18 protein-coding genes and 2 pseudogenes are annotated in these 20,564 nt (G+C 65.8%); 12 read left to right on the top strand and 8 right to left on the bottom strand.

Annotation, left to right across the window (positions count from 1 at the left end; all coding sequences use genetic code 11):
- Positions 1–14: 14 nt before the first annotated feature.
- From ACW7G6_RS09995 to ACW7G6_RS09985, 3 genes are all read right to left on the bottom strand, one after another.
- Positions 15–350, bottom strand: a complete 336-nt coding sequence (locus tag ACW7G6_RS09995; protein WP_456978721.1) for a DUF2946 family protein — start codon at positions 348–350, stop codon at positions 15–17.
- 77 nt (positions 351–427) lie between these two features.
- Positions 428–2,212, bottom strand: coding sequence for an ABC transporter transmembrane domain-containing protein (locus ACW7G6_RS09990; protein ID WP_456978722.1), 1,785 nt, complete (start codon positions 2,210–2,212; stop codon positions 428–430).
- A 5-nt stretch (positions 2,213–2,217) separates the two neighbouring features.
- A complete protein-coding gene (locus ACW7G6_RS09985) occupies positions 2,218–2,844 on the bottom strand; it encodes an IMPACT family protein (RefSeq protein ID WP_456978723.1) in 627 nt (208 codons plus the stop codon).
- Positions 2,845–2,972: 128 nt separating this feature from the next.
- Here ACW7G6_RS09985 and ACW7G6_RS09980 point away from each other — a divergent pair, with 128 nt between their 5' ends.
- On the top strand, positions 2,973–5,927 hold the full coding sequence (locus ACW7G6_RS09980; RefSeq protein WP_456978724.1) for an EAL domain-containing protein: 2,955 nt from the start codon (positions 2,973–2,975) through the stop codon (positions 5,925–5,927).
- On the opposite strand, the gene trxA is transcribed toward ACW7G6_RS09980, so the two are convergent.
- Entirely contained in the window at positions 5,894–6,766 is an 873-nt protein-coding gene (gene trxA / locus ACW7G6_RS09975) for a thioredoxin (protein ID WP_456978725.1), read from the bottom strand. The genes ACW7G6_RS09980 and trxA overlap by 34 nt on opposite strands.
- Before the next feature lie 136 nt (positions 6,767–6,902).
- Between trxA and ACW7G6_RS09970 the strand changes: the two genes are divergently transcribed.
- Entirely contained in the window at positions 6,903–7,532 is a 630-nt protein-coding gene (locus tag ACW7G6_RS09970; RefSeq protein ID WP_456978726.1) for a hypothetical protein, read from the top strand.
- A gap of 11 nt (positions 7,533–7,543) precedes the next feature.
- Entirely contained in the window at positions 7,544–7,756 is a 213-nt protein-coding gene (locus ACW7G6_RS09965) for a helix-turn-helix transcriptional regulator (RefSeq protein WP_456978727.1), read from the top strand.
- Between the two features lie 8 nt (positions 7,757–7,764).
- On the opposite strand, the gene ACW7G6_RS09960 is transcribed toward ACW7G6_RS09965, so the two are convergent.
- Positions 7,765–9,063, bottom strand: coding sequence for an amidohydrolase family protein (locus tag ACW7G6_RS09960; protein WP_456998170.1), 1,299 nt, complete (start codon positions 9,061–9,063; stop codon positions 7,765–7,767).
- Positions 9,064–9,129: 66 nt separating this feature from the next.
- A complete protein-coding gene (locus tag ACW7G6_RS09955; RefSeq protein WP_456978729.1) occupies positions 9,130–10,848 on the bottom strand; it encodes a diguanylate cyclase in 1,719 nt (572 codons plus the stop codon).
- Between the two features lie 158 nt (positions 10,849–11,006).
- On the opposite strand from ACW7G6_RS09955, the pseudogene leuS reads away from it, so the two are divergent.
- The 7 genes and pseudogenes from leuS to rlmH all read left to right on the top strand — a co-directional run.
- Positions 11,007–13,203 (top strand): annotated as a pseudogene (gene leuS, locus ACW7G6_RS09950) (leucine--tRNA ligase); the annotation flags it as partial.
- 65 nt (positions 13,204–13,268) lie between these two features.
- Positions 13,269–13,781 (top strand): annotated as a pseudogene (locus ACW7G6_RS09945) (class I tRNA ligase family protein); the annotation flags it as partial.
- Positions 13,782–13,878: 97 nt separating this feature from the next.
- Positions 13,879–14,580, top strand: a complete 702-nt coding sequence (locus tag ACW7G6_RS09940) for an LPS-assembly lipoprotein LptE (RefSeq protein ID WP_456978730.1) — start codon at positions 13,879–13,881, stop codon at positions 14,578–14,580.
- A gap of 2 nt (positions 14,581–14,582) precedes the next feature.
- Positions 14,583–15,629 carry a DNA polymerase III subunit delta gene (holA, locus tag ACW7G6_RS09935; RefSeq protein WP_456978731.1) on the top strand — a complete coding sequence of 349 codons (1,047 nt, stop codon included), beginning with the start codon at positions 14,583–14,585 and terminating at the stop codon, positions 15,627–15,629.
- Between the two features lie 31 nt (positions 15,630–15,660).
- Complete coding sequence (gene nadD, locus ACW7G6_RS09930) at positions 15,661–16,359, top strand: nicotinate-nucleotide adenylyltransferase (RefSeq protein WP_456978732.1); 699 nt, start codon at positions 15,661–15,663, stop codon at positions 16,357–16,359.
- A 38-nt stretch (positions 16,360–16,397) separates the two neighbouring features.
- Complete coding sequence (gene rsfS, locus ACW7G6_RS09925) at positions 16,398–16,841, top strand: ribosome silencing factor (protein WP_456978733.1); 444 nt, start codon at positions 16,398–16,400, stop codon at positions 16,839–16,841.
- 17 nt (positions 16,842–16,858) lie between these two features.
- The gene (gene rlmH, locus ACW7G6_RS09920) at positions 16,859–17,329 is read left to right on the top strand and encodes a 23S rRNA (pseudouridine(1915)-N(3))-methyltransferase RlmH (RefSeq protein WP_456978734.1); all 471 of its coding nucleotides are present in this window, start codon (positions 16,859–16,861) and stop codon (positions 17,327–17,329) included.
- A gap of 13 nt (positions 17,330–17,342) precedes the next feature.
- On the opposite strand, the gene ACW7G6_RS09915 is transcribed toward rlmH, so the two are convergent.
- Together ACW7G6_RS09915 and ACW7G6_RS09910 are read right to left on the bottom strand one after the other, a co-directional pair.
- Complete coding sequence (locus tag ACW7G6_RS09915; RefSeq protein WP_456978735.1) at positions 17,343–17,552, bottom strand: hypothetical protein; 210 nt, start codon at positions 17,550–17,552, stop codon at positions 17,343–17,345.
- Between the two features lie 3 nt (positions 17,553–17,555).
- Complete coding sequence (locus tag ACW7G6_RS09910; protein WP_456978736.1) at positions 17,556–18,332, bottom strand: SIMPL domain-containing protein; 777 nt, start codon at positions 18,330–18,332, stop codon at positions 17,556–17,558.
- A 123-nt stretch (positions 18,333–18,455) separates the two neighbouring features.
- On the opposite strand from ACW7G6_RS09910, the gene ACW7G6_RS09905 reads away from it, so the two are divergent.
- Positions 18,456–19,061 (top strand): Maf family protein, encoded by a 606-nt coding sequence (locus tag ACW7G6_RS09905; RefSeq protein WP_456978737.1) that lies wholly within the window; start codon positions 18,456–18,458, stop codon positions 19,059–19,061.
- A complete protein-coding gene (rng, locus tag ACW7G6_RS09900; RefSeq protein ID WP_456978738.1) occupies positions 19,058–20,563 on the top strand; it encodes a ribonuclease G in 1,506 nt (501 codons plus the stop codon). Before ACW7G6_RS09905 ends, rng begins: the two co-directional genes overlap by 4 nt.
- The last annotated feature ends 1 nt before the right edge of the window (position 20,564 follow it).

Here is a 20,564-nt window from a genome sequence, read left to right as displayed (position 1 = left end):
GGGGGGGCGGAACGTCAGGCGGCGCGAGGCGGCCCGCGTGAACCCAGGCCAGTCGGGTGGCGCTGTGTGCGCCGCGTTTGCGCGGCGAAGGTGACATCGGCCACCGTTGGCGCTGGCAGCAGTGCCAGCGCCACCCACGATGGCAGCGCGATCATCGAGTGGAGCAGTGCGCAGTACGCACAGTCCTGCATGTCGCCATGCGGATCCGAAACCGGCGGGTGCGAATGCATCGCCTCCGATGGTGCTGGCGTCATCCCGGCCATGCGTCCGATGGTTGGCACCAACAGCAGCGCCAGCATGGCGGCCAGTGCCAGGCGATTCATCCAGCGGTGGAGAATACGGTTGCGCATGGTGGCAATGATTGTGCGGTGTTCAGTCCGCGCAAACGCTGACCCAGATCAAGCCACCATCGTCAGGGCACGAGGACTCAGTCCAGGAACTGCAGCTTGGCCAGCTCCGCGTACAGGCCACCCTGGGCCAACAGCTGGTCATGGCTGCCTTCGGCGACCACGCGGCCATGGTCGAGCACCACGATGCGGTCGGCCTTCAACACCGTTGCCAGCCGGTGGGCGATGACCAGCGTCGTGCGGCCTTCCATCAAAGTGTCCAGCGCTTGCTGGACGGCGCGCTCGCTCTGCGCATCCAGCGCGCTGGTGGCCTCGTCGAGCAGCAGGATCGGGGCATCCTTGAGCAACGCACGGGCAATGGCGATGCGTTGTTGCTGGCCACCGGACAAGCGCGCGCCGCGTTCGCCCAATTCGGTATCCAGCCCTTGTGGCAACGCCCGGATGAAGTCGGTGGCGTGGGCGGCCTCGACCGCGGCCTCCACATCGCCGTCGCTGGCTTCCAGGCGGCCGTAGCGGATGTTGTCACGCGCAGTGGTGGCAAAGATGCTTGGCTGCTGCGACACCAGCGCCATTGCGCTGCGCAATTGGCCCGGATCGAGCTGGCGGATATCGATGCCATCCACGCTGATCGTGCCGCTGCGCGGATCGTGGAAACGCAGCAACAACGACAACACCGTGCTCTTTCCTGCGCCCGACGGGCCGACCAGCGCTACCGTCTCGCCCGGTTGGATATGCAGGCTGAAATCTTCCAGCGCCGGCCGGTCGGGACGCATCGGGTAGTGGAAGGTGACGTGATCCAGCGTGATCTCGCCGCGTACCGGTTGCGGCAGTGGTTGCGGATGCTCCGGCGCGGTGATCGCCGAGGTCTCCTCCAGCAGTTCGCTGATGCGTCCCATGCCGCCGGACGCACGCTGGACCTCGTTCCAGACCTCCGCCAGCGAGCCAATCGAACCGCCGCCGATCAGTGCATACAACACAAACTGGCCCAGCGTGCCGGCGCTCATGTTGCCGTCCATCACGTCGTGCGCGCCCGACCACAGCACCAGCGTAATCGCGCCAAACACCAGCATGATCGCGATCGCGGTCACCCAGGCCTGGGCCTGGATGCGACGGCGCGCGGTGGCCACGGCAATCTTGAGTGACTCGCTGAAACGCCCCAGCTCGTAGGATTCGCGGACATGCGCCTGCACCGTGCCCACGGCGCCAAGGGTCTCGTTGGCCAGCGTGTTCGCGTCGGCAACGCGGTCCTGGCTGGCACGGGAGATTTTCTTCAGCCGGCGACCGCCGACCACGATCGGCAATACCGCCAGCGGGATGCCGACCAGCGCGTAGGCCGCCAGGTGCGGGCTGCTGACAAACAGCATCACGATGCTGCCAACGAAGGTCACCAGGCTGCGCAGGGCGACCGACATGCTGGTGGCGATCAGGCTGCGCAGCAGCTCGGCGTCCGCCGTCAACCGCGAGACCAGCTCACCGCTGCGGCTGCGGTCGTGGAAGCTGGCGTCCAGGGTGATCAGGTGCGAGTACAGGCGCTCGCGCAGGTCGGCGACCACGCGTTCGCCCAGCAAGGACACGAAAAAGAAACGGGCCGCCGTCGCCAGTGCCAGCGCCACCGCCACCGCGAACAGCAGCATGAACGCCTGGTCGATGGCGCTGCCGCCACCTTGGGCGAAGCCCTTGTCGATCATGGTCTTGAACGCGATCGGCAGGCTCAAGGTCGCCGCCGACGAGCACGCCAGTGCCACCAGCCAGCCACTGAACAGGCCGGTGTGCTTGCGCACGAAGGGCCACAAGGTTTGCAGGCTGCCGATGGAGGGTTTGGGTTGGGTTTCCGGGCTGGGGGCGGACGCGGTATTGGCAGTCATGGCGGCTATTGTCCGCTATCGACGGGGTGCGCGTCGCGCTGCTGCAGCCGCGCGCGATCACGGGTGGCGTCGCGCAAATGACTTGTCAGCGCCTCCAGTTGCCGCGCGGGCAGGCGCAGCTGCAGGACACTGCCGCCGGCATGGAACCGCTCGTCGAGCTTGTCCACCTGGTACGCGACCAAAGCCGCGTGGACCGCGCCGGTGTCGGCGAAATCGAATGCAATCTGGCAGTGGACGTATTGGATCAACTCCCGGCGTGGAGCGACACGCAGGCACTCCGCTGCACAACCGCCATACGCGCGCACCAGGCCACCGGCTCCCAGCTTGATGCCGCCAAACCACCGGGTCACCACGGCGATGACCTGGTCCAATCCCTGGCCGTCAATCGCCGCGAGAATCGGTCGCCCGGCAGTTCCGGCGGGTTCGCCATCATCGCTGGAACGGTACAGGCCGCCGATCCGGTACGCCCAGCAGTTGTGGTTTGCGGTAGCGTCGGCGACCCCGGTGACGAAGGCCAGCGCGTCTTCCGGGGAGGCCACGGAGGTGGCCAGGGCCAGGAACCGGCTGTTCTTGACCTCGATTGCATGGCGGACGGGTCGAGCCAGGGTGTGGCTGTTGGCAGTCTCGTTCATCGCCTGCAGGGTACCCACTGGCGGTACCGACGCAAGGGCGGGGTGGATAGCGGGCGCGAAGTCGGGTCGGCGCGCTATCCTGCGCGAATGAAACGGGGACGATATCGGTGCGAAGTACAGATGCCCAGATGACCGCTCTGCCTGACACGCCGGTCCAGGCAGGTTCCGGCGATGCGGATTCGCTGGCGGGCGCACTGCGGGCCGCGTTGCCTGGCTGCTCGCAAATGGTGCTGCGCTGGCACGATGTCGATGGCCGGCCGGCCGGTTCGACGTCGCTGGGCGTTGATGCGACTTTGGTGGCTCGCGCCGAGCGGATACTGGCGGCTGGCCACGGCGACGATGGCACCCCAGACCATGCTGACCGCAGCCTGCGTCGGGTCGAGATGGGCTGGCATGGTGAAGCCGGGCCGGCGGCGATCGTGGCCGAGCTGGCCGAGCCGATGGCGCAACCCTTGCGGACGGGCTGGGAGAAGCTGGCCAGGAGGATCGTCGATCTGCACATGCTCGCCGACATTGCGCAAGCGCGCGCGGAATCACTGGAGAAGTCCGAGCGGCTGCAGCAGGCGCTGTACGAGATCGCCGACCTGGCGGGCTCGGACCTCGAAATGGCCGACATGCTGCAGCGCATCCACGGCATCGTCGCCGGCCTGATGGTTGCCGAGAACTTTTACATCGTGCTGTACGACGACGTGCGCGAGTGTTACCGGTTCCTGTATTTTGCCGACCGTATCGACACGTTCGTCCCCGACCCGGACCAGGAAATCTACGGTGAGAACACGCCCAACAGCCTGACTTTCGCGTTGTTGCGGCATGGCGAGCCGGTGCAGGGGCCTTCCGATTATGTCTGCCAGCAGCTCGGTGTTGCCTCTGACAACCGCCATGGCCCGGACAGCGAGGACTGGCTCGGGGTGCTCCTGCGCCGGGATGACCGGGTGTGCGGGGCAATCGTGGTGCAAAGCTATGACCGTCCCCGCAGTTACGGCGATGAGGAACGGACGTTGCTGGTGTTCGTTGCCCAGCACATCCTTACCGCACTGGATCGCCACCAGGCCCGGGAGGAGTTGGAGCGTCGCGTCGAGGAGCGGACCCAGGCATTGCAGTTGAGCAACCATGACTTGCAGGCGGAGATCGTCGAGCGTCAACGAGCCGAACGGCTGCAGCGCGCGTTGTTCCGGATTGCGGACTTGTCGATCACCTCCGAGACCCTGGAACGCTTCTACACCCAGGTCCACGATGTGGTGGGCGAGCTGCTGTATGCGCGAAATTTCTACATCGCGCTGTTGTCGAAGGAGGGTGACCGGCTCGAGTTTCCCTACTCCGTGGATGAGCGCGACATCGTCCGCGCCGATCGTCGGCTGGACCAGGGAATGACCGAGTACGTGATCTCCACCGGCGGCGCATTGTTGGCGGACCGGCAGCGGATCAGCCAACTGGAGTCGCAAGGCCGATTGCGTAGTCACGGCACCATGTCGCAATGCTGGCTGGGGGTGCCGCTTTACCGTGATGACAAGGTGGTCGGGGCGATTGCGGTGCAGAGTTACTCTCCCGCCATTGCCTTCACGGCGCGAGACCAGGACCTGCTGACGTTCGTGGCCAACCACATCAGTATCGGGCTGACCCGCAAGCAGTCCCAGGAATGGCTGATCGCCGCCCATGGGGAGCTGGAGCAACGGGTGCAATCACGTACGCGCGACCTGGCGATGGCCAACGCGGAGCTGCTTGAACAGATTGGCGAGCGCCTGCGTGCCGAGCAGGAACTGACCTACCAGGCCCACCATGACGCGTTGACCGGCCTGCCAAACCGGACCCAGTTGCTGGATCGGATCGCCACCGCGATCCAGTCCGCGCAGTCCAACGCACAGTCGGTGGGGGCAGGTGGGACTGCGCGTTCGTTCGCGTTGCTGTTCCTTGACCTGGACCGGTTCAAACTGGTCAACGACAGCGTCGGCCATTCCGCCGGTGACGACCTGCTGGTGGAGGCCGGTCGGCGGATCGTGTCGGCCGTTCGTGGTGAGGACATGGTTGCCCGGTTGGGGGGCGACGAGTTCGCGATCCTGGTCAACGATATAGAGGGCCTGCACGTGGCCCAGGAACTCGCGCAGCGCATCTTGTACTTGCTCGGACGGCCTTACCTGGCCGCGGGCCGCGAGGTATTTCCTTCCGCCAGCCTGGGTATAGCCCTGTGGCATCCACGCCACCGTACCGGCGCGGAACTGCTGCGCGATGCCGACGCGGCGATGTATCGCGCCAAGGCAAGTGGCCGTGACCGCTCGATCGTGTTCGACGAGGACATGCGCGAGGACGCGTTGCGGATCCTGGAACTCGAGTCCAACTTGCGCCGCGCCATCAATGACAACAATTTCGTTGCCTACTACCAGCCGATCGTCAGGCTGGACGACATGAAGGTGATCGGCCATGAGGCGTTGCTGCGCTGGCAGCACCCAAGCCGTGGCTTGCTGGCGCCGGGCGAGTTCATCGGCCTGGGCGAGGACAATGGCCTGATCGAAGAGGTCGACTGGCTGATGTACGCCCGGGTAATCGCAGGCTTGGCGAGCACCCCGGGTGACGGGTATGTCTCGATCAACGTCTCACCACGGCATTTCCGCAACGGGGACTTTGCCGACCGCTTGCTGCGCCTGACCGACAGTGCCGGTGCCGACCCACGTCGACTGCGCGTGGAGATCACCGAGGTGGCGTTGCTGGACGACATGCCGCGCGCATTGCGGACCCTGCATGCGCTGCGCGAGCGCGGCGTACTGGCCCAACTGGATGATTTCGGTACCGGCTACTCGGCGCTGTCCTACCTGCATCGCTTCCCGATCGAGTGCCTGAAAATCGACCAGAGCTTCGTCGCCGGCCTGACCGGCGAAAACCAGGCGGGAAGCATCGCCGTGGTACGCGCGATCCAGGCATTGGCCGGCGCCCTGGGCATCTACACCATCGGTGAAGGCATCGAGACCGAAGCGCAGCGCGACATCCTGCATGAACTGGGCTGTGGGTCCGGGCAGGGCTATCTGCTGGGTCGTCCGGCGGAACAGATGCGGCCGACTCAGAACAGCAACGAAGACATCCTGCGGCGGTAGCGGCTGACCAACGCGGCATCGTCGGTGACCCGGAACGCGTCGATCAATGCGGTGCGGGGCAAGCCGCTGTCGAACGTGCGGTCGCGCGCCAGCATCTCGATGAACTGCTCCAGCGCGGCCTCGGGTTGCCCGGCGACGATGTGACGCGCCCCCAACAGATGGCGCGCACGCAGGTCATCGGGATTGCCCGCGACCGCCTGCTGCAGCACGTCCATGGCAGGCGCATCCTTTGCCAGCTTCTCGAACCCGAGCCGGGCACGCGCGAGCACGCTGCGGTCATCGGTCGCCAGATTGGCCGGCAGGGCATCCAGCAGCCGCGTCGCCTCGTCGCCATCGCCGGTTTGCAACAGCGCCACGGCAAGATCGAGCTTGAGTTCGGCGTTGTCGGGCGCGTCCGCGACCGCTTCGCGCAGGCGCGCCACCTCGGCAACCGGGTCCAGCGGCACGATCTCGGGTTCGGTGTCATCGGCCGGCGGGGCCTCGCCCGGCTCGACGCCGTGTTGCTTGAGGAACTCACGGATCTGGCCCTCGGGAATCACGCCCGGGAACCCGTCTGCGATCTGCCCGCCCTTGACCAGGAACACCGTCGGGATCGATCGCACCTGGAAGGCCTCGGCCAGCTGCGGTTGTTTGTCGACATCGACCTTGGCCAGCTCGAAGCTGCCGTGGTATTCGCCAGCCAGCTTTTCCAGCACCGGGCCAAGCTGCTTGCATGGCTCGCACCATTCGGCCCAGAAATCGACCAGCACCGGCGTCTGCATGGATTTCTGCAGAACGTCGGCCTCGAAACCCTCGGTGGTGGCGTCGAAGACATGGGGGGCGGCAATGGCGTCAGGCATTTGGTGACTCGCGAATGAAGTTCAGCTCTAGATGGTGCCAGCACGGCTGATTCCAACCAAATGTAAAAAATAGTTGACACCGGGCCGTTAAAATGTAATGTGTAGTTTACATCTAGTCCGCTGGAGCGAACAAACAATGACCATACGCCGCTGGGGCAGCCTGGGTTTGTTGCTGTTGGCCATGTTCGCGTTGTGGTTGCTGCTGGCCAGCCCGGAGTCGCTGCTCGGGATCGATACCGGCAACGTCGGCATGGTGTTGCTGATCACGGTTGCGTGGGCGTCGCTCTTCGCGGCGAGCCGGTTGCCACGCGACACGGTCACCCAGACGGCGTCGCCGGGCGAATGGAAGGCCTGGATCGGAACCGCGTTCATGGCCGCCGCGGTCGCCTACTTTGCGTCCAACGCGGAGGTGTTCCTTGCCGCGACGGCCTTGAACGATCCCGGCACCCGCCGGGTCGTACGCAACCTGGTGCTGTTGCTGATTGCATGGAGCGTGCTGTCGAGCGTTCTTGCGACGCGCTGGAAAGGCGCCGTGGCAGAAGACGAGCGCGACCGTGAGATCGCTGCCAAGGCCGTTGGGTGGGCGCGAACGGGGCTGTTGGTTTTGGGTGTCGGCCTGGCCGTCACGCTCGGCTTGTCACCGCCGGACCGGTTGCAGTGGGCGAGCCATCTGGTGATCGCCAACCTGCTGATCTTTGGGATGATGGCGAGCTGCCTGGTCGAGTACGTCGCGATCGCCGTGTACTACTGGCGCGACCGGCATTGAGCCCGGCCAGAATGGCATCGACCCCGATAACAAACACCATCCGTGCCTTGCGCTTCGCCAATGGTGAGATGACCCAGCAGGTGTTGGCCGAGGCATGCGGGGTGACCCGGCAAACCATCATCGCGCTTGAGGCGGGCAAGTACGCGCCGTCGCTGGAACTGGCGTTTCGCATTGCGCACGCGTTCGATGTCGGTATCGACGAAGTTTTCCAATGGGCGCGGTGATGTGACAACTAGGCGTCAGGCTGCTTGTAGATCACGCCATCCTTCATCACGAACGCGACGTTGAGCACGCGGTTGATGTCCTCCACCGGGTTGCCCTTCACGGCGACGATGTCGGCCCGCTGGCCGGTCGCGATCACGCCCTGGTCGTCGACCCCGAGCACCTCGGCAGCGCGGATCGTGGCCATCTGCAGCGCGACGGTAGCCGGGATGCCGGCCTCGACCAGGTAGATGAACTCGCGTGCGTTGTCGCCATGCGGGCCGACGCCCATATCGGTGCCAAAGGCCATCTTGACGCCGGCCTCGTACGCGCGTCCGGCCGTGGCCTGGATCAATGCGCCGATCCGGGCGGCCTTGGGCCGCACCACATCGGGGAAGTAACCGTCGATCTTCGCCTTGTCAGCGACGAAGCGGCCGGCGTAGATGGTCGGTACATACCAGGTGCCCTTGCGCTTCATCAGCGCCATCACCTCGTCGCTCATGTAGGTGCCGTGCTCGATGCTGGTGACGCCGGCCTCCACCGCGCGGCGCATGCCTTCCTCGCCGTGGGCGTGGGCGGCGACGCGGTAGCCGTAGTCCTTGGCGGTATCGACGACGGCCTGGATCTCGTCGACCCGGAACTGCGGCGCATCGCCGGACTTGGCATACGACAGCACGCCGCCGGTGGCCGTGATCTTGATCACGTCACTGCCGTCCTTGTAGTGCTGGCGAACGGCCTGGCGGGCGTCATTGATCGAGTTGATCACGCCTTCGGTCGGGCCGGGCGGGCCGAGCAGGTGGGACAGGCTGGAGTTGTAACCGTTGGTCGGGTCGGCGTGGCCACCGGTGGTGGCGATCGACTTGCCGGCGGCCCAGATCCGCGGACCGTCCACCAGACCGTGGTTGATCGCGTCGCGCAGGTGTGGGGCAACGTCGCCACCGAGGTCGCGCACGCTGGTGAAGCCGGCCAACAGGGTCTTGTTCGCATAGCCCACCGAGCGGAATGCGTAGTCGACGTCATCCAGGCGGAAGCCTTCCGAGTAACTGTCCGGACTGGACTGGCTGCCCAGGTGCACGTGCAGGTCGGTCCAGCCCGGCGTGCAGGTGTGCCCCGACAGGTCGATGCCCGGCGTGCCCGGGACGTCGGCGTGCCCGCTGATGATCTCGGCGATCCGGCCATCACGGACCAGCACCGTGTGCGGGCCGAGCACGTCACCGCTGCGGCTGTCGAACAGCTGGCCGCAGTGCAGGGCGGTTGGTGCGGGGGCGGCGTGGCCGGTGAAGGACAGGCAGGAAAGCGCGAGGGCGGTGCAAACCAGGCGAGCGGTCATGGACGGTGTCCGACGATGAGGATGACCCGATTGAAGCACGGCAGGACGAACGGCTGTTGGCAGCCGTCAGCCCGTCGCGCTGTGATGCACCACGAGCCGGTTGCGTCCCTCCGCCTTTGCGCGATATAGCGCCTTGTCGGCCAATTCGATCAGTTCGGCAGGCGTACTGCCATCAGCGGGGAATGTCGCCACGCCCAGTGACGCCGTGATCGGCCCCAGGATCTTGCGCAGGTGCACCACGGTGGTGGCGGCGATTGCACTGCGGATTTCTTCCCCTCGCCGCCGGGCGATCTCGGCGCTGGCTTCGGGCATCACCACGGTGAACTCCTCGCCGCCATACCGGCACACGATGTCCTCATCGCGGGTATGCGCCTGCAGGGTCTGCGCGATGGCCGTCAGCAGCGCGTCGCCGGCAGCATGACCGTGGTCGTCGTTGAAGCGTTTGAAGTGATCGACGTCCAGCATGATCACCGACAGGGGGAGCTCGCGTCGCTGGCAACGTTTCAACTCGCGCCGGGCGTTGTCTTCCAGATAACGGCGGTTGTACAGACCGGTGAGCGGGTCGCGCAGCGATTGCACCCGCAGCGACTCGCGCAGCTGCAGATTGATCATGGCCAGGCTCAGCTGCTCGGCGATGGCTTCTACCGCCTGCACATCTTCGACGCCGCCGCCAGTGGCACCGTTGACATGCAGCAGGCCCAACGAGACGCCCTGGGCCATCAGCGGTACACACAGTGTCCAGCCATCCGGAGGCAGGTCTGCGATATGGAGGTGGCTGCAGTAGACATTGCCCGGGCCGTGGCCGCTGCGATGGGTTTGACCGCGGCGGATGCCCCAGCAAGCGGACGGCGTCCAGACCAGCTCACTGGGAACCGTCTCGGTGCCGAACCCGGAAACGGCTTCGACCTGGTTCAACGACGAGCGCAGCACGTAGCAGCGACCGCCAGTATCGGGCAACATCTGCGCGAGTACCCCGGCGGTGACGTTGAGTGCCTCGTCCAGGCCTTCACAGCTTTGGAGTATCCCCGCATACGCGCCCAGCACGCGGCGTTGTTCGGACAACCGGCTGCGCTGCTCCAGCGATACTGCGAGCTCCCGCAGGGCATTGCGGGTGCCGCGCTCCAGTCTCCGGCTGCGTCGGTTTTCACGCGTCAGGCCGCCCAGCAGCAGGCCCAGCAGTGCCAGCGGCAGCAGGATGCCCGCCACCACTCCGACGGTGGTGACGGTCGCAAGGGTAGACATGGTTTGCCGGCGCGTGAGTAGCAAGTGCTGTTCGTGGCTCAGGAGGGTGCCGATGAGCGCGTCAATCTGTTGCATCTGGCCAAAACCGGAGCTGTTGAGCCCCTCGCGCCGGGTCTCCGCCATGCCCAGATTCAGCTGCATGTCGATCAGTCGTTGCAGTTCGGCCATCCGCTCCTCCACCCGCGTTTCCAGCTCCAGCGCACGAGCCTGCTGGTCCGGGTCGTCCCGGGTGCTGGCCAGCAATCGTGACGTCGCTTCCCGGACCGCCGGAAGCGCGGTCTGGTATTCCATCAACAGCGGGTCGCGGTCACTGAGGCGGTAACCGCGTGCACTGGATTCCACCGAGCGGACAGAGGAGCGGATCGCCTCCGCGGTGCTGATCACCCGATAGCTGTGTTCCACCAGGTCGATGCTGCGAGTGAAGTTGCGGATGGTCATGACCATCGCCACGCCCACGCAGATCAGCACGACGAACGACAGCACGAAAGCCGGTATTCGATAAGGGCGCAGTTTGCTGGGTGGGAGGGTGTTGACAGGAGCCATCTTTGCGGCGTTCTTCGGAGTAGGTCCAGCTGAGCAACAAGTGTGCCATGACGGGTGCCAAGGCAGGCTCGCGCGTCCGCATGGCAGGGTTTGTTGCGCTGCGGTAGGCTTTCCGGTCCAACCATCTCCGGTCCCACGCCGTGCCCACTGAAGCTTCCATCGACCCCCGCACCCTCGATCACGGTGCCGCCAATGCCCACGGGTTCGACCCGCAGGCCGTGGAGACCGCCGCCCAGCGCTTCTGGGACGGCACGCGCGCGTTCGAGGCCCACGAGGCGTCTGACAAGCCCAAGTACTACTGCCTGTCGATGCTGCCGTACCCGTCCGGTGCGCTGCACATGGGCCACGTGCGCAACTACACGATCAGCGACGTGATCAGTCGATACAAGCGGATGACCGGCCACAACGTGCTGCAGCCGATGGGTTGGGACGCGTTCGGCTTGCCGGCCGAAAATGCCGCGATCAAGAACCACACCGCGCCGGCGAAGTGGACCTACGCCAACATCGAGCACATGAAGGCGCAACTGCGGCAGATGGGGTACGCGATCGACTGGTCGCGCGAGTTCGCCACCTGCGAGCCGTCGTACTACGTCCATGAGCAGCGCATGTTCGTGCGGCTGATGAAGCAGGGCCTGGCCTACCGCAAGAACTCGGTGGTGAACTGGGACCCGGTCGACCAGACCGTGCTGGCCAACGAGCAGGTCATCGATGGCCGCGGCTGGCGCACCGGCGCGCTGGTGGAGAAACGCGAGATTCCGCAGTGGTTCCTGAAGATCACCGACTACGCGCAGGAGCTGCTTGACGGGCTGGACAACCTTCCGGGCTGGCCCGACGCGGTCAAGACCATGCAGCGTAACTGGATCGGCCGCAGCGAAGGCCTGGAAATCCGCTTCGACGTGCGTGATACCGACGACACGGAGCTGGAGCCATTGACTGTGTTCACGACGCGGCCGGACACCCTGATGGGGGTGACGTTCGTCTCGATCGCAGCCGAACATCCGCTGGCGACCCACGCGGCCGCCGGCAACGACGACCTGGCCGCGTTCATCGCCGACCTGCGCAAGGGCGGTGTCAGCGAGGCGGAGCTGGAAACCCAGGAAAAGCGCGGCATGGACACCGGCCTGCGTGCGCTACACCCGGTCACCGGCGAGCCGTTGCCGGTGTACGTCGCCAACTTCGTGCTGATGAACTACGGCACCGGCGCGGTGATGGCGGTGCCCGGCCACGACGAGCGCGACCACGAATTTGCCACGCATTATCAGTTGCCCGTCAAGCTGGTCATCGTCCCCGACTCGGTGCGCGATGCGCTGGTGGAAATCCGCCGTGACCTGGGCGCGCATGCGGACCCGATGGCCAGTGCGCTGGGTCAGGCCGGTGCGACCGATGTCTACGACACCGGCGCGGCGGTGCAGGTGGTCGAGCAGTTCCAGCAGGGCCTTGCCAGCCAGGCGTATACGCAGCGCGGCTGGTTGGTGAACTCCGGCGAATACGAGGGGATGGATTTCCAGCAGGCGTTTGATGCACTGGCCACCAGGTTCGAGGCCGAAGGCCGGGGTGCGCGTCGGGTCAATTTCCGCCTGCGAGACTGGGGTGTGAGCCGCCAGCGCTACTGGGGCTGCCCGATCCCGGTGGTCTATTGCCAGGATTGTGGCGCCGTGCCGGTTCCCGAGGAGCAACTGCCGGTGGTATTGCCCGAGGACGTCGCGTTCATGGGCACCGGTTCACCGATCAAGGCCGACCCGGAATGGCGCAAGACCACCTGCCCGAACTGCGGTAGCGCGGCCGAACGCGAGACTGACACCTTCGACACCTTCATGGAATCGAGCTGGTACTACGCGCGTTACACCTCGCCGGGCGCGGCCACCCAGGTCGACGAGCGCGCCAATCACTGGCTGCCGGTCGACCAGTACATCGGCGGCGTCGAGCACGCGATCCTGCACCTGCTGTATTTCCGCTTCTACCACCGGCTGCTGCGCGACCAGGGCCTGGTCGACAGCGACGAGCCGGCGACCAACCTGCTGACCCAGGGCATGGTGATCGCCGAGACGTTCTATCGCGAAGAAGCCAACGGTGCGAAGGACTGGATCAACCCGGCCGATGTGTCGATCGTGCGCGATGAGCGTGGCCGCATCACCGGCGCAACGCTCAAGGCCGATGGCAAGCCGGTGGTGATCGGCGGCGTCGAGAAGATGTCCAAGTCCAAGAACAATGGCGTCGATCCTCGCCTGATGGTCGACAAGTTCGGTGCCGACACCGTACGCCTGTTTTCGATGTTCGCCGCGCCGCCGGATCTGTCGCTGGAATGGAACGAGGCCGGCGTGGAAGGCATGGCGCGGTTCCTGCGTCGGTTCTGGCGCGAACTGCTGACCCACACCGGCCAGCCCGACCACCCCGACATCCACGATTTGCTGAAGACCGGGGCGGTATTGGACGCAGCGCAGAAGACGCTGCGTCGGCAGCTGCACGAGACCATCCAGAAGGTCGGGGACGATTACGGTCGCCGCCACGCCTTCAATACCGCTATCGCCGCGCTGATGGAGCTGCTGAACCACGTCAGCCGGTTCAAGGACATGAGCGATCCGGGCCGGGCGGTACGCCACGAGGCGCTGCAGGCGATGGTGCTGCTGCTGAACCCGGTCACCCCGCACACCAGCCATGCCCTGTGGCAGGCGCTGGGTCACGCGGAGACGCTGCTGGAGGATATCCCGTTCCCGCAGGTCGATCCGGTCGCGCTCGCCCGCGATGCGGTGGTGATGGCGGTGCAGGTCAACGGCAAATTGCGCGGCACCATCGAGGTGCCGGTCAACCTGGACAAGGCCGAGGTCGAGCTTCTGGCGCTGGCCGAACCGCACGTGGCCAACTTCCTGGCGGCCCTGACGGTCCGCAAGGTGATCGTAGTGCCGGGCAAGATCGTCAACATCGTGGCCGGCTGAGTGGTGGATCACCTGCCGTCGTTTTGTGCCGCGACCGGTTCAGCCCGGCGTTGCTTTCATGCTTGATGCGCCCATCCGCGTGGGTCAGACTCGCACGATGATCCGAGCACTGACCTTCCTCGTCCTCGCACTGGTGTTGTCTGCCTGTGGTTTCCAGTTGCGCGACGCGCTGACATTGCCGGCCGGGCTGGATCCGGTCAAGGTCGTCTCCAGCAGTCGTTACAGCCCGTTGGCCGCGTCGCTGGCCGCGTCGCTGGTACGCGCCGGCGCAACGCCGGCGACTGCGGCGACGGAAAACCCGGCGATCCTGGAATTGAAGGCCGAGCGCTGGGGTGATACCCCGATCAGCGTGGATACGCGTGGCCGTGCGCAGGAATTCAGCCTGCGCTACGCGGTGGTATTCGAGTTGCGCAATGGCGATGGCAGCTTGCTGGTGCCGGAACAGAATATCGAGCTGTCCCGGGATTACATCTCGGTGCCGAACAACTCGATAGGAACCGAGGGCGAGCGCGACATCCTGGTGCGCGAGCTGCAACGTGAAATGGCGGCCTCGATACTGCGGCGCCTTGATACGGCCGCCAGCGGGACCCTGGTGGGGAGTGGTGACGCCTCACAGGTATTCATCGAGACCACGGACGCGGCGCAGGCCGCCATGGACGCTGCCAATGCCGTTGCGCCGGTGCCGCCGGTGCCGGCCAGCCCCCCAGCCGTTGACACCCCTGTAATCGAGCCGCCGGTAACCGAAGAGCCTGCCGATACCGATCCGTCGGACGAGCCGGCTCCCCCGCTTCCGCGCTGACGATGGAGCTGAAACCCGAACAGCTGGTTGCCCAGCTCGCCTCCGGGTCGCTTGCCTCCGCCTACCTGATCGCCGGTTCCGAGCCTTTGCGCGTGCTGGAGGCAGCCGATGCATTGCGTGTCGCCGCCCGTGCCCAGGGGATCGCCGAACGCGAAGTGTTCGAGGCCGAAGGTAACCAGCGCGAGCCCGACTGGGCGGCGATGAAGGCCAGTCTGGGCGCGCCGAGTCTGTTTGCCAGCCGTCGCCTGATCGAGTTGCGATTGCCCACAGGCAAGCCAGGCAAGGAGGGAGGGGCATTGATCAGTGCGTTTTGCGCCGATCCCCCGGCCGATGTCGTGCTGCTGGTGACCACCGGCGAGTGGAGCAAGAAGCACGTCGGCAAATGGAGTGACGCAATCGGCCGGATTGGCAAGATCGCGATTGCCTGGCCGGTCAAGCCGCACGAGCTGCCCGGTTGGGTCGAGCAGCGCCTGCGCTCGCGCGGGGTACGTGCCGATGCCGATGCCGTGCAGCAGCTGGTCGAGCGCATCGATGGCAACCTGTTGGCCGCTGCGCAAGAGATCGACAAGCTGGCCTTGCTGGCCATCGATGGAAGCCTCGATCTGGCGACCATGGAGTCGCTGGTCGCCGATGCGGCGCGCTTCGACGTGTTCCGGGTCATTGACGCCGCCATGAACGGCAACGCCGGCCAGCTGTCGCGGATGCTCGCCGGCTTGCGCGCGGAAGGTGTCGCGGTGCCGGCATTGCTGGGCATGGTGGTGATGGAACTGCAACGCACCGCCGCACTGGCACGGATCCAATCACGCGGGGGCAGTCTGGCCAGCGAGTTCAAGGCGCAGCGGATCTGGGATTCCAAGCAGCCGATGTACCACCGGGCGTTGCAACGCCACTCCGCCGCCCACTGGGACGCGTTCGTATCGCAGGTCGGGCGGGTCGACCGCATGGCCAAGGGGCGCGAGCCGGGTGATGCGTGGGTGGCACTGGAGCGCCTGCTGCTGGCGGTCGCGGAGCCGCGCGCGATCCATCTGCTGGCGCGCTCGAGTGCCTGAGCCGGGCGCTTCTGGAGTGAACGCCGCCGGAGTGACCGCCATCGGAGCGAGCACCGGTCTTGTCGACGGCTTGGCCGTGTTCTACGGCGGCACGTTCGATCCCGTGCACTGTGGCCATTTGCAGGTCGCGCAGCATGCACGCGATCGCCTGGACGCCGTCATCCGCCTGATGCCAGCCGCTGATCCGCCACACCGGAACGCGCCGGGTGCCAGCGCGCTGCAACGGGCGCAGATGCTCGATCTGGCAGTGGCTGGCGAGCCCGGATTGCTGGTCGACCGCCGCGAGTTGGCGCGCAGCACACCGTCGTACTCGGTCGATACCCTGCGCGGCATTCGCGCCGAACTGGGGCCGCAAGCGCCGGTTGCCTTGTTGATTGGCGCCGACAGCCTGCTGGGCCTGCCCACCTGGAAACAGTGGCGGACGTTGTTCGAACTCGCGCATTTCGTGGTTGCCGAACGCCCCGCGGTCGACCTCGATCAAACGCTTCCCGAGCCCCTGTCGACGTTCCTCAGGGACCGTTGGACAACCCGGCCCGGGGCTTTGCGCGATGCTCCGGCAGGCCGTGTATGGCGCCTGCAGCAACCGCTTCACCCCGAATCGGCCACCGATGTACGTGCGCGGATCGCCGCTGGCAAACCGTGGCAAGCGCTGGTTCCGCCCGCCGTCGCCGGCTATATCGACCGTCACCGGTTGTATGCAAACGGGGTTGCCACCCCGGCTTCGTTATAATTCGACCCCGCCAACCCACACCCAACCCAGAGCCTGCATTGACCAGTCAAGCCCAAGTCATCAAGACCCGCCTCCCCAGTCCCCCGCCCAGCGTGGACGACCTGCTGCAGACCGTGCGTGACGCGGTTGCCGAGCTGAAGGCCAAGGATTGCGTGGAAATCGACGTGCGCGGCAAGAGCAGCGTCACCGACTACATGGTGATTGCCTCGGGAACCTCGTCGCGGCACGTGAAGTCGATCGCCAACGAGGTGATCAAGTTCGTCAAGAAACTCGATGTGATGCCGATTGGCGTTGAGGGCGAGCGCGAGGCGGAATGGGTGCTGGTCGATCTTGGTGATGTCGTGGTCCACATCATGCTGCCGCGCGTGCGCGAATTCTATGCGCTGGAGCGGCTGTGGACGGTCGGTGACCAGCCGCCGGAAGCCATCGACGAGTATGGCGATGACCACCGCAGCGAGACCGACGCGGAAGACGGTCTCTAGCATCTGAAACCGCTCGCATGAAGGCAAAGTTGATTGCAGTTGGCGAGCGTGCACCGCACTGGGTCGCCGAGGGCTTCGAGGACTACCGCAAGCGGTTGTCGCATTGGTTGCCGCTGGAGTTGATCGAAATCCAGCCCGGGCTGCGCGGCAAGAACCATGACATCGCCCGCGCCACGGCCGATGAAGGCGCGCGCGTGCTGGCGGCGTTGCCCAAGTCGCCGCTGGTGGTGACCCTGGACGGTCGCGGCAAGCCGTGGAGTTCGGAGCAGCTGGCACAACGACTGGAGCACTGGCGGGGGCAGGGGCGGGACCTGGCCCTGTTGATTGGCGGGCCCGAAGGCCACGCCGATGAGGTGTTGGCCCGCGCCGACGAGTCGTGGTCGCTGGGCCCGCTGACCCTGCCGCACATGCTGGTGCGCCTGGTGGTTGCCGAGCAGCTGTACCGGGCCGCGGCGCTGCTGGTCAACCATCCGTACCACCGCGCGTAGCGGTAGGCCCGGTTCAGTTGCCGGCCGCGCCCGGGTCGGTCTCGGGTTTGCGACCCAGGCCGCCTTCATCGGGGTTGGGCGGCCTGCGTGGATCCGGCTGGCGGGCATCGTGTTTGTCGCGCGGCTTCGGCTCGGCATAGCCGGCGTCGGCATCTTCGTCGCGCCCGGGTCCGTGCTTGTCGGGGTTCCGTGCCGGCGGCCGGTTGTTGTCGGGATGGTTCATGGTTTACCTCCCCAATTCGAAGACCACGTCCAGATTGACCGACAGCGTGTTTTCACCCGGTGAAACGGGAGCGTCGGCACTGGACTTCTCCATCCTAGCCATCGCCATCATCGGCATGGGTGGTCCGAAACCGCCATTGCCTTCGCTGATGCTGACGATGCGTCGCACCTTCATGTCCAGCGATTCGGCATACATCTGCGCCCGCGCACGGGCCGTATCGATCGCGCTGCGGCGGGCTTCGTCGTAAGCGGACTGCTTGTCGTCGACCTCGAAGCTGGGGCCCTGGATCTGGTTCGCGCCGACGCTGGCCAGCGTACCGATGATGCTGCCCAGGTCACCGATGTCGCGCACGGTGATGTTGACCGTGTTACGCGCCTCATAGCCGGTAATGGCCGGGGGCTGGTCGTCGGCGTACCGGTATTGCGGGTTCAGGCTGATCCCGCTGGTCTGGATATCGCGTTCTGCGACCCCCGCCTTGCGAATCGCGGCGACCACCTTGGTCATCTGCTCCGCATTGGCCTGCATGGCCGCTTCGGCCTCGGCGGCCTGCGTGACCACGCCAGTGGACAGGTTGGCGATATCGGGCACGCGTTGGGCTTCGCCCTGGGCCGATACCGCCAGCAGGGTGCCGGTACTGGCGGGTGCCGATGCACGGCTGGCCGGCATGGACGTGGGGGCAGACTGGGCGAGGCAAGGCATCGCGGTGGCCGCCAGCACGAGCGCGGCGGCGGCGATCAGAGGGCGCAGGGTGGGTCGGTTTGGAAGTCGCGTCGGACGCATGGTGTGCTCCTGAATGGCAGATATGAAGGGTCTGGGCAAGATGGTGAACACGCCGTGAGCCGTCCCCACCGATACCGGCCGCGTCGGCCGGCGCTCAGCCTGTACAGGTTATGCTTTCCCGGCATGATCCATCTAGCTTCCAGATCCCCCCGCCGCCGTGAGCTGCTTGCCCGGCTGGGCGTGCCGTTCGAGGTGCTCCAGCTGGATGTGGCCGAGTGCCAGCGACCGGACGAGGCGGCCGAATCCTATGTGTGTCGCGTGGCCGGTGAGAAGGCCAGGGCCGGGTTGCTGGAGCGTTCCGGCGACCCGGATGCATTGGTGCTGGGCGCCGATACCGAAGTGGTGCTGGCAGGCGAAGTATTCGGCAAACCGGGCGACGTCGCCGATGCCGCGGCGATGTTGCGGCGCTTGTCCGGCCGCACCCACCAGGTAATCTCGGCGGTGTCGCTGGTCTCGGCAGGCCGGCAGTTGCAGGCGGTATCCATCTCCGAGGTTACTTTTGCGGTGCTGACGGAGGCCCGTATCCAGGCCTATGTCGGCGGCGGCGAGCCGTTTGGAAAGGCCGGCGGGTACGCCATTCAGGGCTTTGCTGAGGCATTCGTGACACGTTTGGCCGGCAGTTATTCAGGGGTGATGGGTTTGCCGCTTTACGAGACCAGCTGTTTGTTGGCGCAGTTCGACCTGGGCCCGGCGTCGACTCCCGACGCGATCAGCGCGGAGGCGACATGAGCGAAGAAATACTGGTCAACGTGACGCCGCGTGAGACCCGGGTGGCGGTGGTCGAGAACGGCATGCTGCAGGAGCTGCATATCGAGCGTGGCTGGGCGCGCGGCGTGGTAGGCAACATCTACAAGGGCCGGGTGCAGCGGGTGATGCCGGGAATGCAGGCGGCATTCATCGACATCGGCCTGGAACGCGCGGCATTCCTGCATGCGGCCGACATCGTCAAGCCGACGCCGTTGGGCGATGGCGACGAGACCGACTTGCCAGCGCCCCCGACCCGGCCCATCTCCGAGCTGCTGCGCGAGGGTCAGGAAATCGTCGTGCAAGTGGTCAAGGACCCGATCGGGAGCAAGGGGGCACGCCTGGCCACCCAGATCAGCATTCCTTCGCGCTACCTGGTCCTGCTGCCCAACACGCGGGTGATCGGGGTGTCGGCGCGGATCGAGGACGAAGTCGAGCGCGCGCGCCTGAAGGCCCACGTTGCCACCCTGGCGCCGGGCGAGGGGCTGCACGGATATATCGTTCGCACCAATGCCGAAGGCCAGCCGGAAGAGGCATTGGGCGAGGATATTGCTTATCTCAGCCGGGTCTGGGAGCTGATCGGGGAGAAGTCCCGGAGCGCACGCGTCGGTGAATGCGTATACGAGGACCTGACGCTGCCGCTGCGCGCGGTGCGCGACCTGATCCGCCGCGACGTGGAGAAGGTCAAGGTGGATTCGCGCGAAACCTTCGATCGGCTGCGCGCGTTCGCGGCCAGGTTCATGGACTCCACTGGCGCCGCTGACGGCACGGACCTGGTGGAAAAGATCGAGCACTACGCCGGCGCCCGACCGATCTTCGACCTGTACGGGGTGGAGGACGAGATCCAGCGCGCGCTGGACAAGCAGGTACCTCTGAAATCCGGCGGCTACCTGGTGATCGACCAGACCGAGGCGATGACCACCGTCGACATCAACACCGGTTCCTTCCTGGGCCAGCGCAATCTGGAGGAGACCGTTTACCGCACCAACCTGGAGGCGGCGCAATCGGTGGCCCGGCAACTGCGGCTGCGCAACCTGGGCGGCATCATCATCATCGACTTCATCGACATGACCGATGCCGAACACAAGCGGCAAGTGCTGCGGACGCTGGAGAAATCACTGGCCAAGGACCACGCCCGCACCACGGTGTATGACTTCTCGCCGCTGGGGCTGGTGGAGATGACCCGCAAGCGCACCACCGAAAGCCTGCAGCGGCAATTGAGCGAGCCATGCCACGAGTGCAATGGCCGCGGAACCCTGAAAACGCCCGAGACCGTGGTTTATGAGGTTTTTCGGGAGATCGTCCGGCAGGTGCGCCAGTTCGACGCTGAACGCCTGTTGGTGATTGCCTCGCCGAAGGTGGTAGACAGGATTACCGACGAGGAGTCGGCGGCGGTGGCCGAGCTGGAGGAGTTCCTGGGCAAGTCGGTCCGGTTCCAGCCTGATGACCAGTACGCGCAGGAGCAGTTCGATGTCGTGCTGCTTTGAC

This window comes from Lysobacter sp. A421 (assembly GCF_054052145.1).
This window is presented reverse-complemented; position numbering and strand designations above follow the sequence as displayed.

Bases quoted from the DNA above. Each gene is read 5' to 3' on its own strand.
- ACW7G6_RS09995 (WP_456978721.1), bottom strand. From the start codon at position 350: ATGCGCAACCGTATTCTCCACCGCTGGATGAATCGCCTGGCACTGGCC.
- ACW7G6_RS09965 (WP_456978727.1), top strand. From the start codon at position 7,544: ATGGCATCGACCCCGATAACAAACACCATCCGTGCCTTGCGCTTCGCC.
- ACW7G6_RS09905 (WP_456978737.1), top strand. From the start codon at position 18,456: ATGATCCATCTAGCTTCCAGATCCCCCCGCCGCCGTGAGCTGCTTGCC.
- rlmH (WP_456978734.1), top strand. From the start codon at position 16,859: ATGAAGGCAAAGTTGATTGCAGTTGGCGAGCGTGCACCGCACTGGGTC.
- rng (WP_456978738.1), top strand. From the start codon at position 19,058: ATGAGCGAAGAAATACTGGTCAACGTGACGCCGCGTGAGACCCGGGTG.
- ACW7G6_RS09940 (WP_456978730.1), top strand. From the start codon at position 13,879: ATGATCCGAGCACTGACCTTCCTCGTCCTCGCACTGGTGTTGTCTGCC.
- ACW7G6_RS09985 (WP_456978723.1), bottom strand. From the start codon at position 2,844: ATGAACGAGACTGCCAACAGCCACACCCTGGCTCGACCCGTCCGCCAT.
- ACW7G6_RS09970 (WP_456978726.1), top strand. From the start codon at position 6,903: ATGACCATACGCCGCTGGGGCAGCCTGGGTTTGTTGCTGTTGGCCATG.
- holA (WP_456978731.1), top strand. From the start codon at position 14,583: ATGGAGCTGAAACCCGAACAGCTGGTTGCCCAGCTCGCCTCCGGGTCG.
- ACW7G6_RS09955 (WP_456978729.1), bottom strand. From the start codon at position 10,848: ATGGCTCCTGTCAACACCCTCCCACCCAGCAAACTGCGCCCTTATCGA.
- ACW7G6_RS09990 (WP_456978722.1), bottom strand. From the start codon at position 2,212: ATGACTGCCAATACCGCGTCCGCCCCCAGCCCGGAAACCCAACCCAAA.
- ACW7G6_RS09960 (WP_456998170.1), bottom strand. From the start codon at position 9,063: ATGACCGCTCGCCTGGTTTGCACCGCCCTCGCGCTTTCCTGCCTGTCC.
- ACW7G6_RS09915 (WP_456978735.1), bottom strand. From the start codon at position 17,552: ATGAACCATCCCGACAACAACCGGCCGCCGGCACGGAACCCCGACAAG.
- trxA (WP_456978725.1), bottom strand. From the start codon at position 6,766: ATGCCTGACGCCATTGCCGCCCCCCATGTCTTCGACGCCACCACCGAG.
- ACW7G6_RS09910 (WP_456978736.1), bottom strand. From the start codon at position 18,332: ATGCGTCCGACGCGACTTCCAAACCGACCCACCCTGCGCCCTCTGATC.
- ACW7G6_RS09980 (WP_456978724.1), top strand. From the start codon at position 2,973: ATGACCGCTCTGCCTGACACGCCGGTCCAGGCAGGTTCCGGCGATGCG.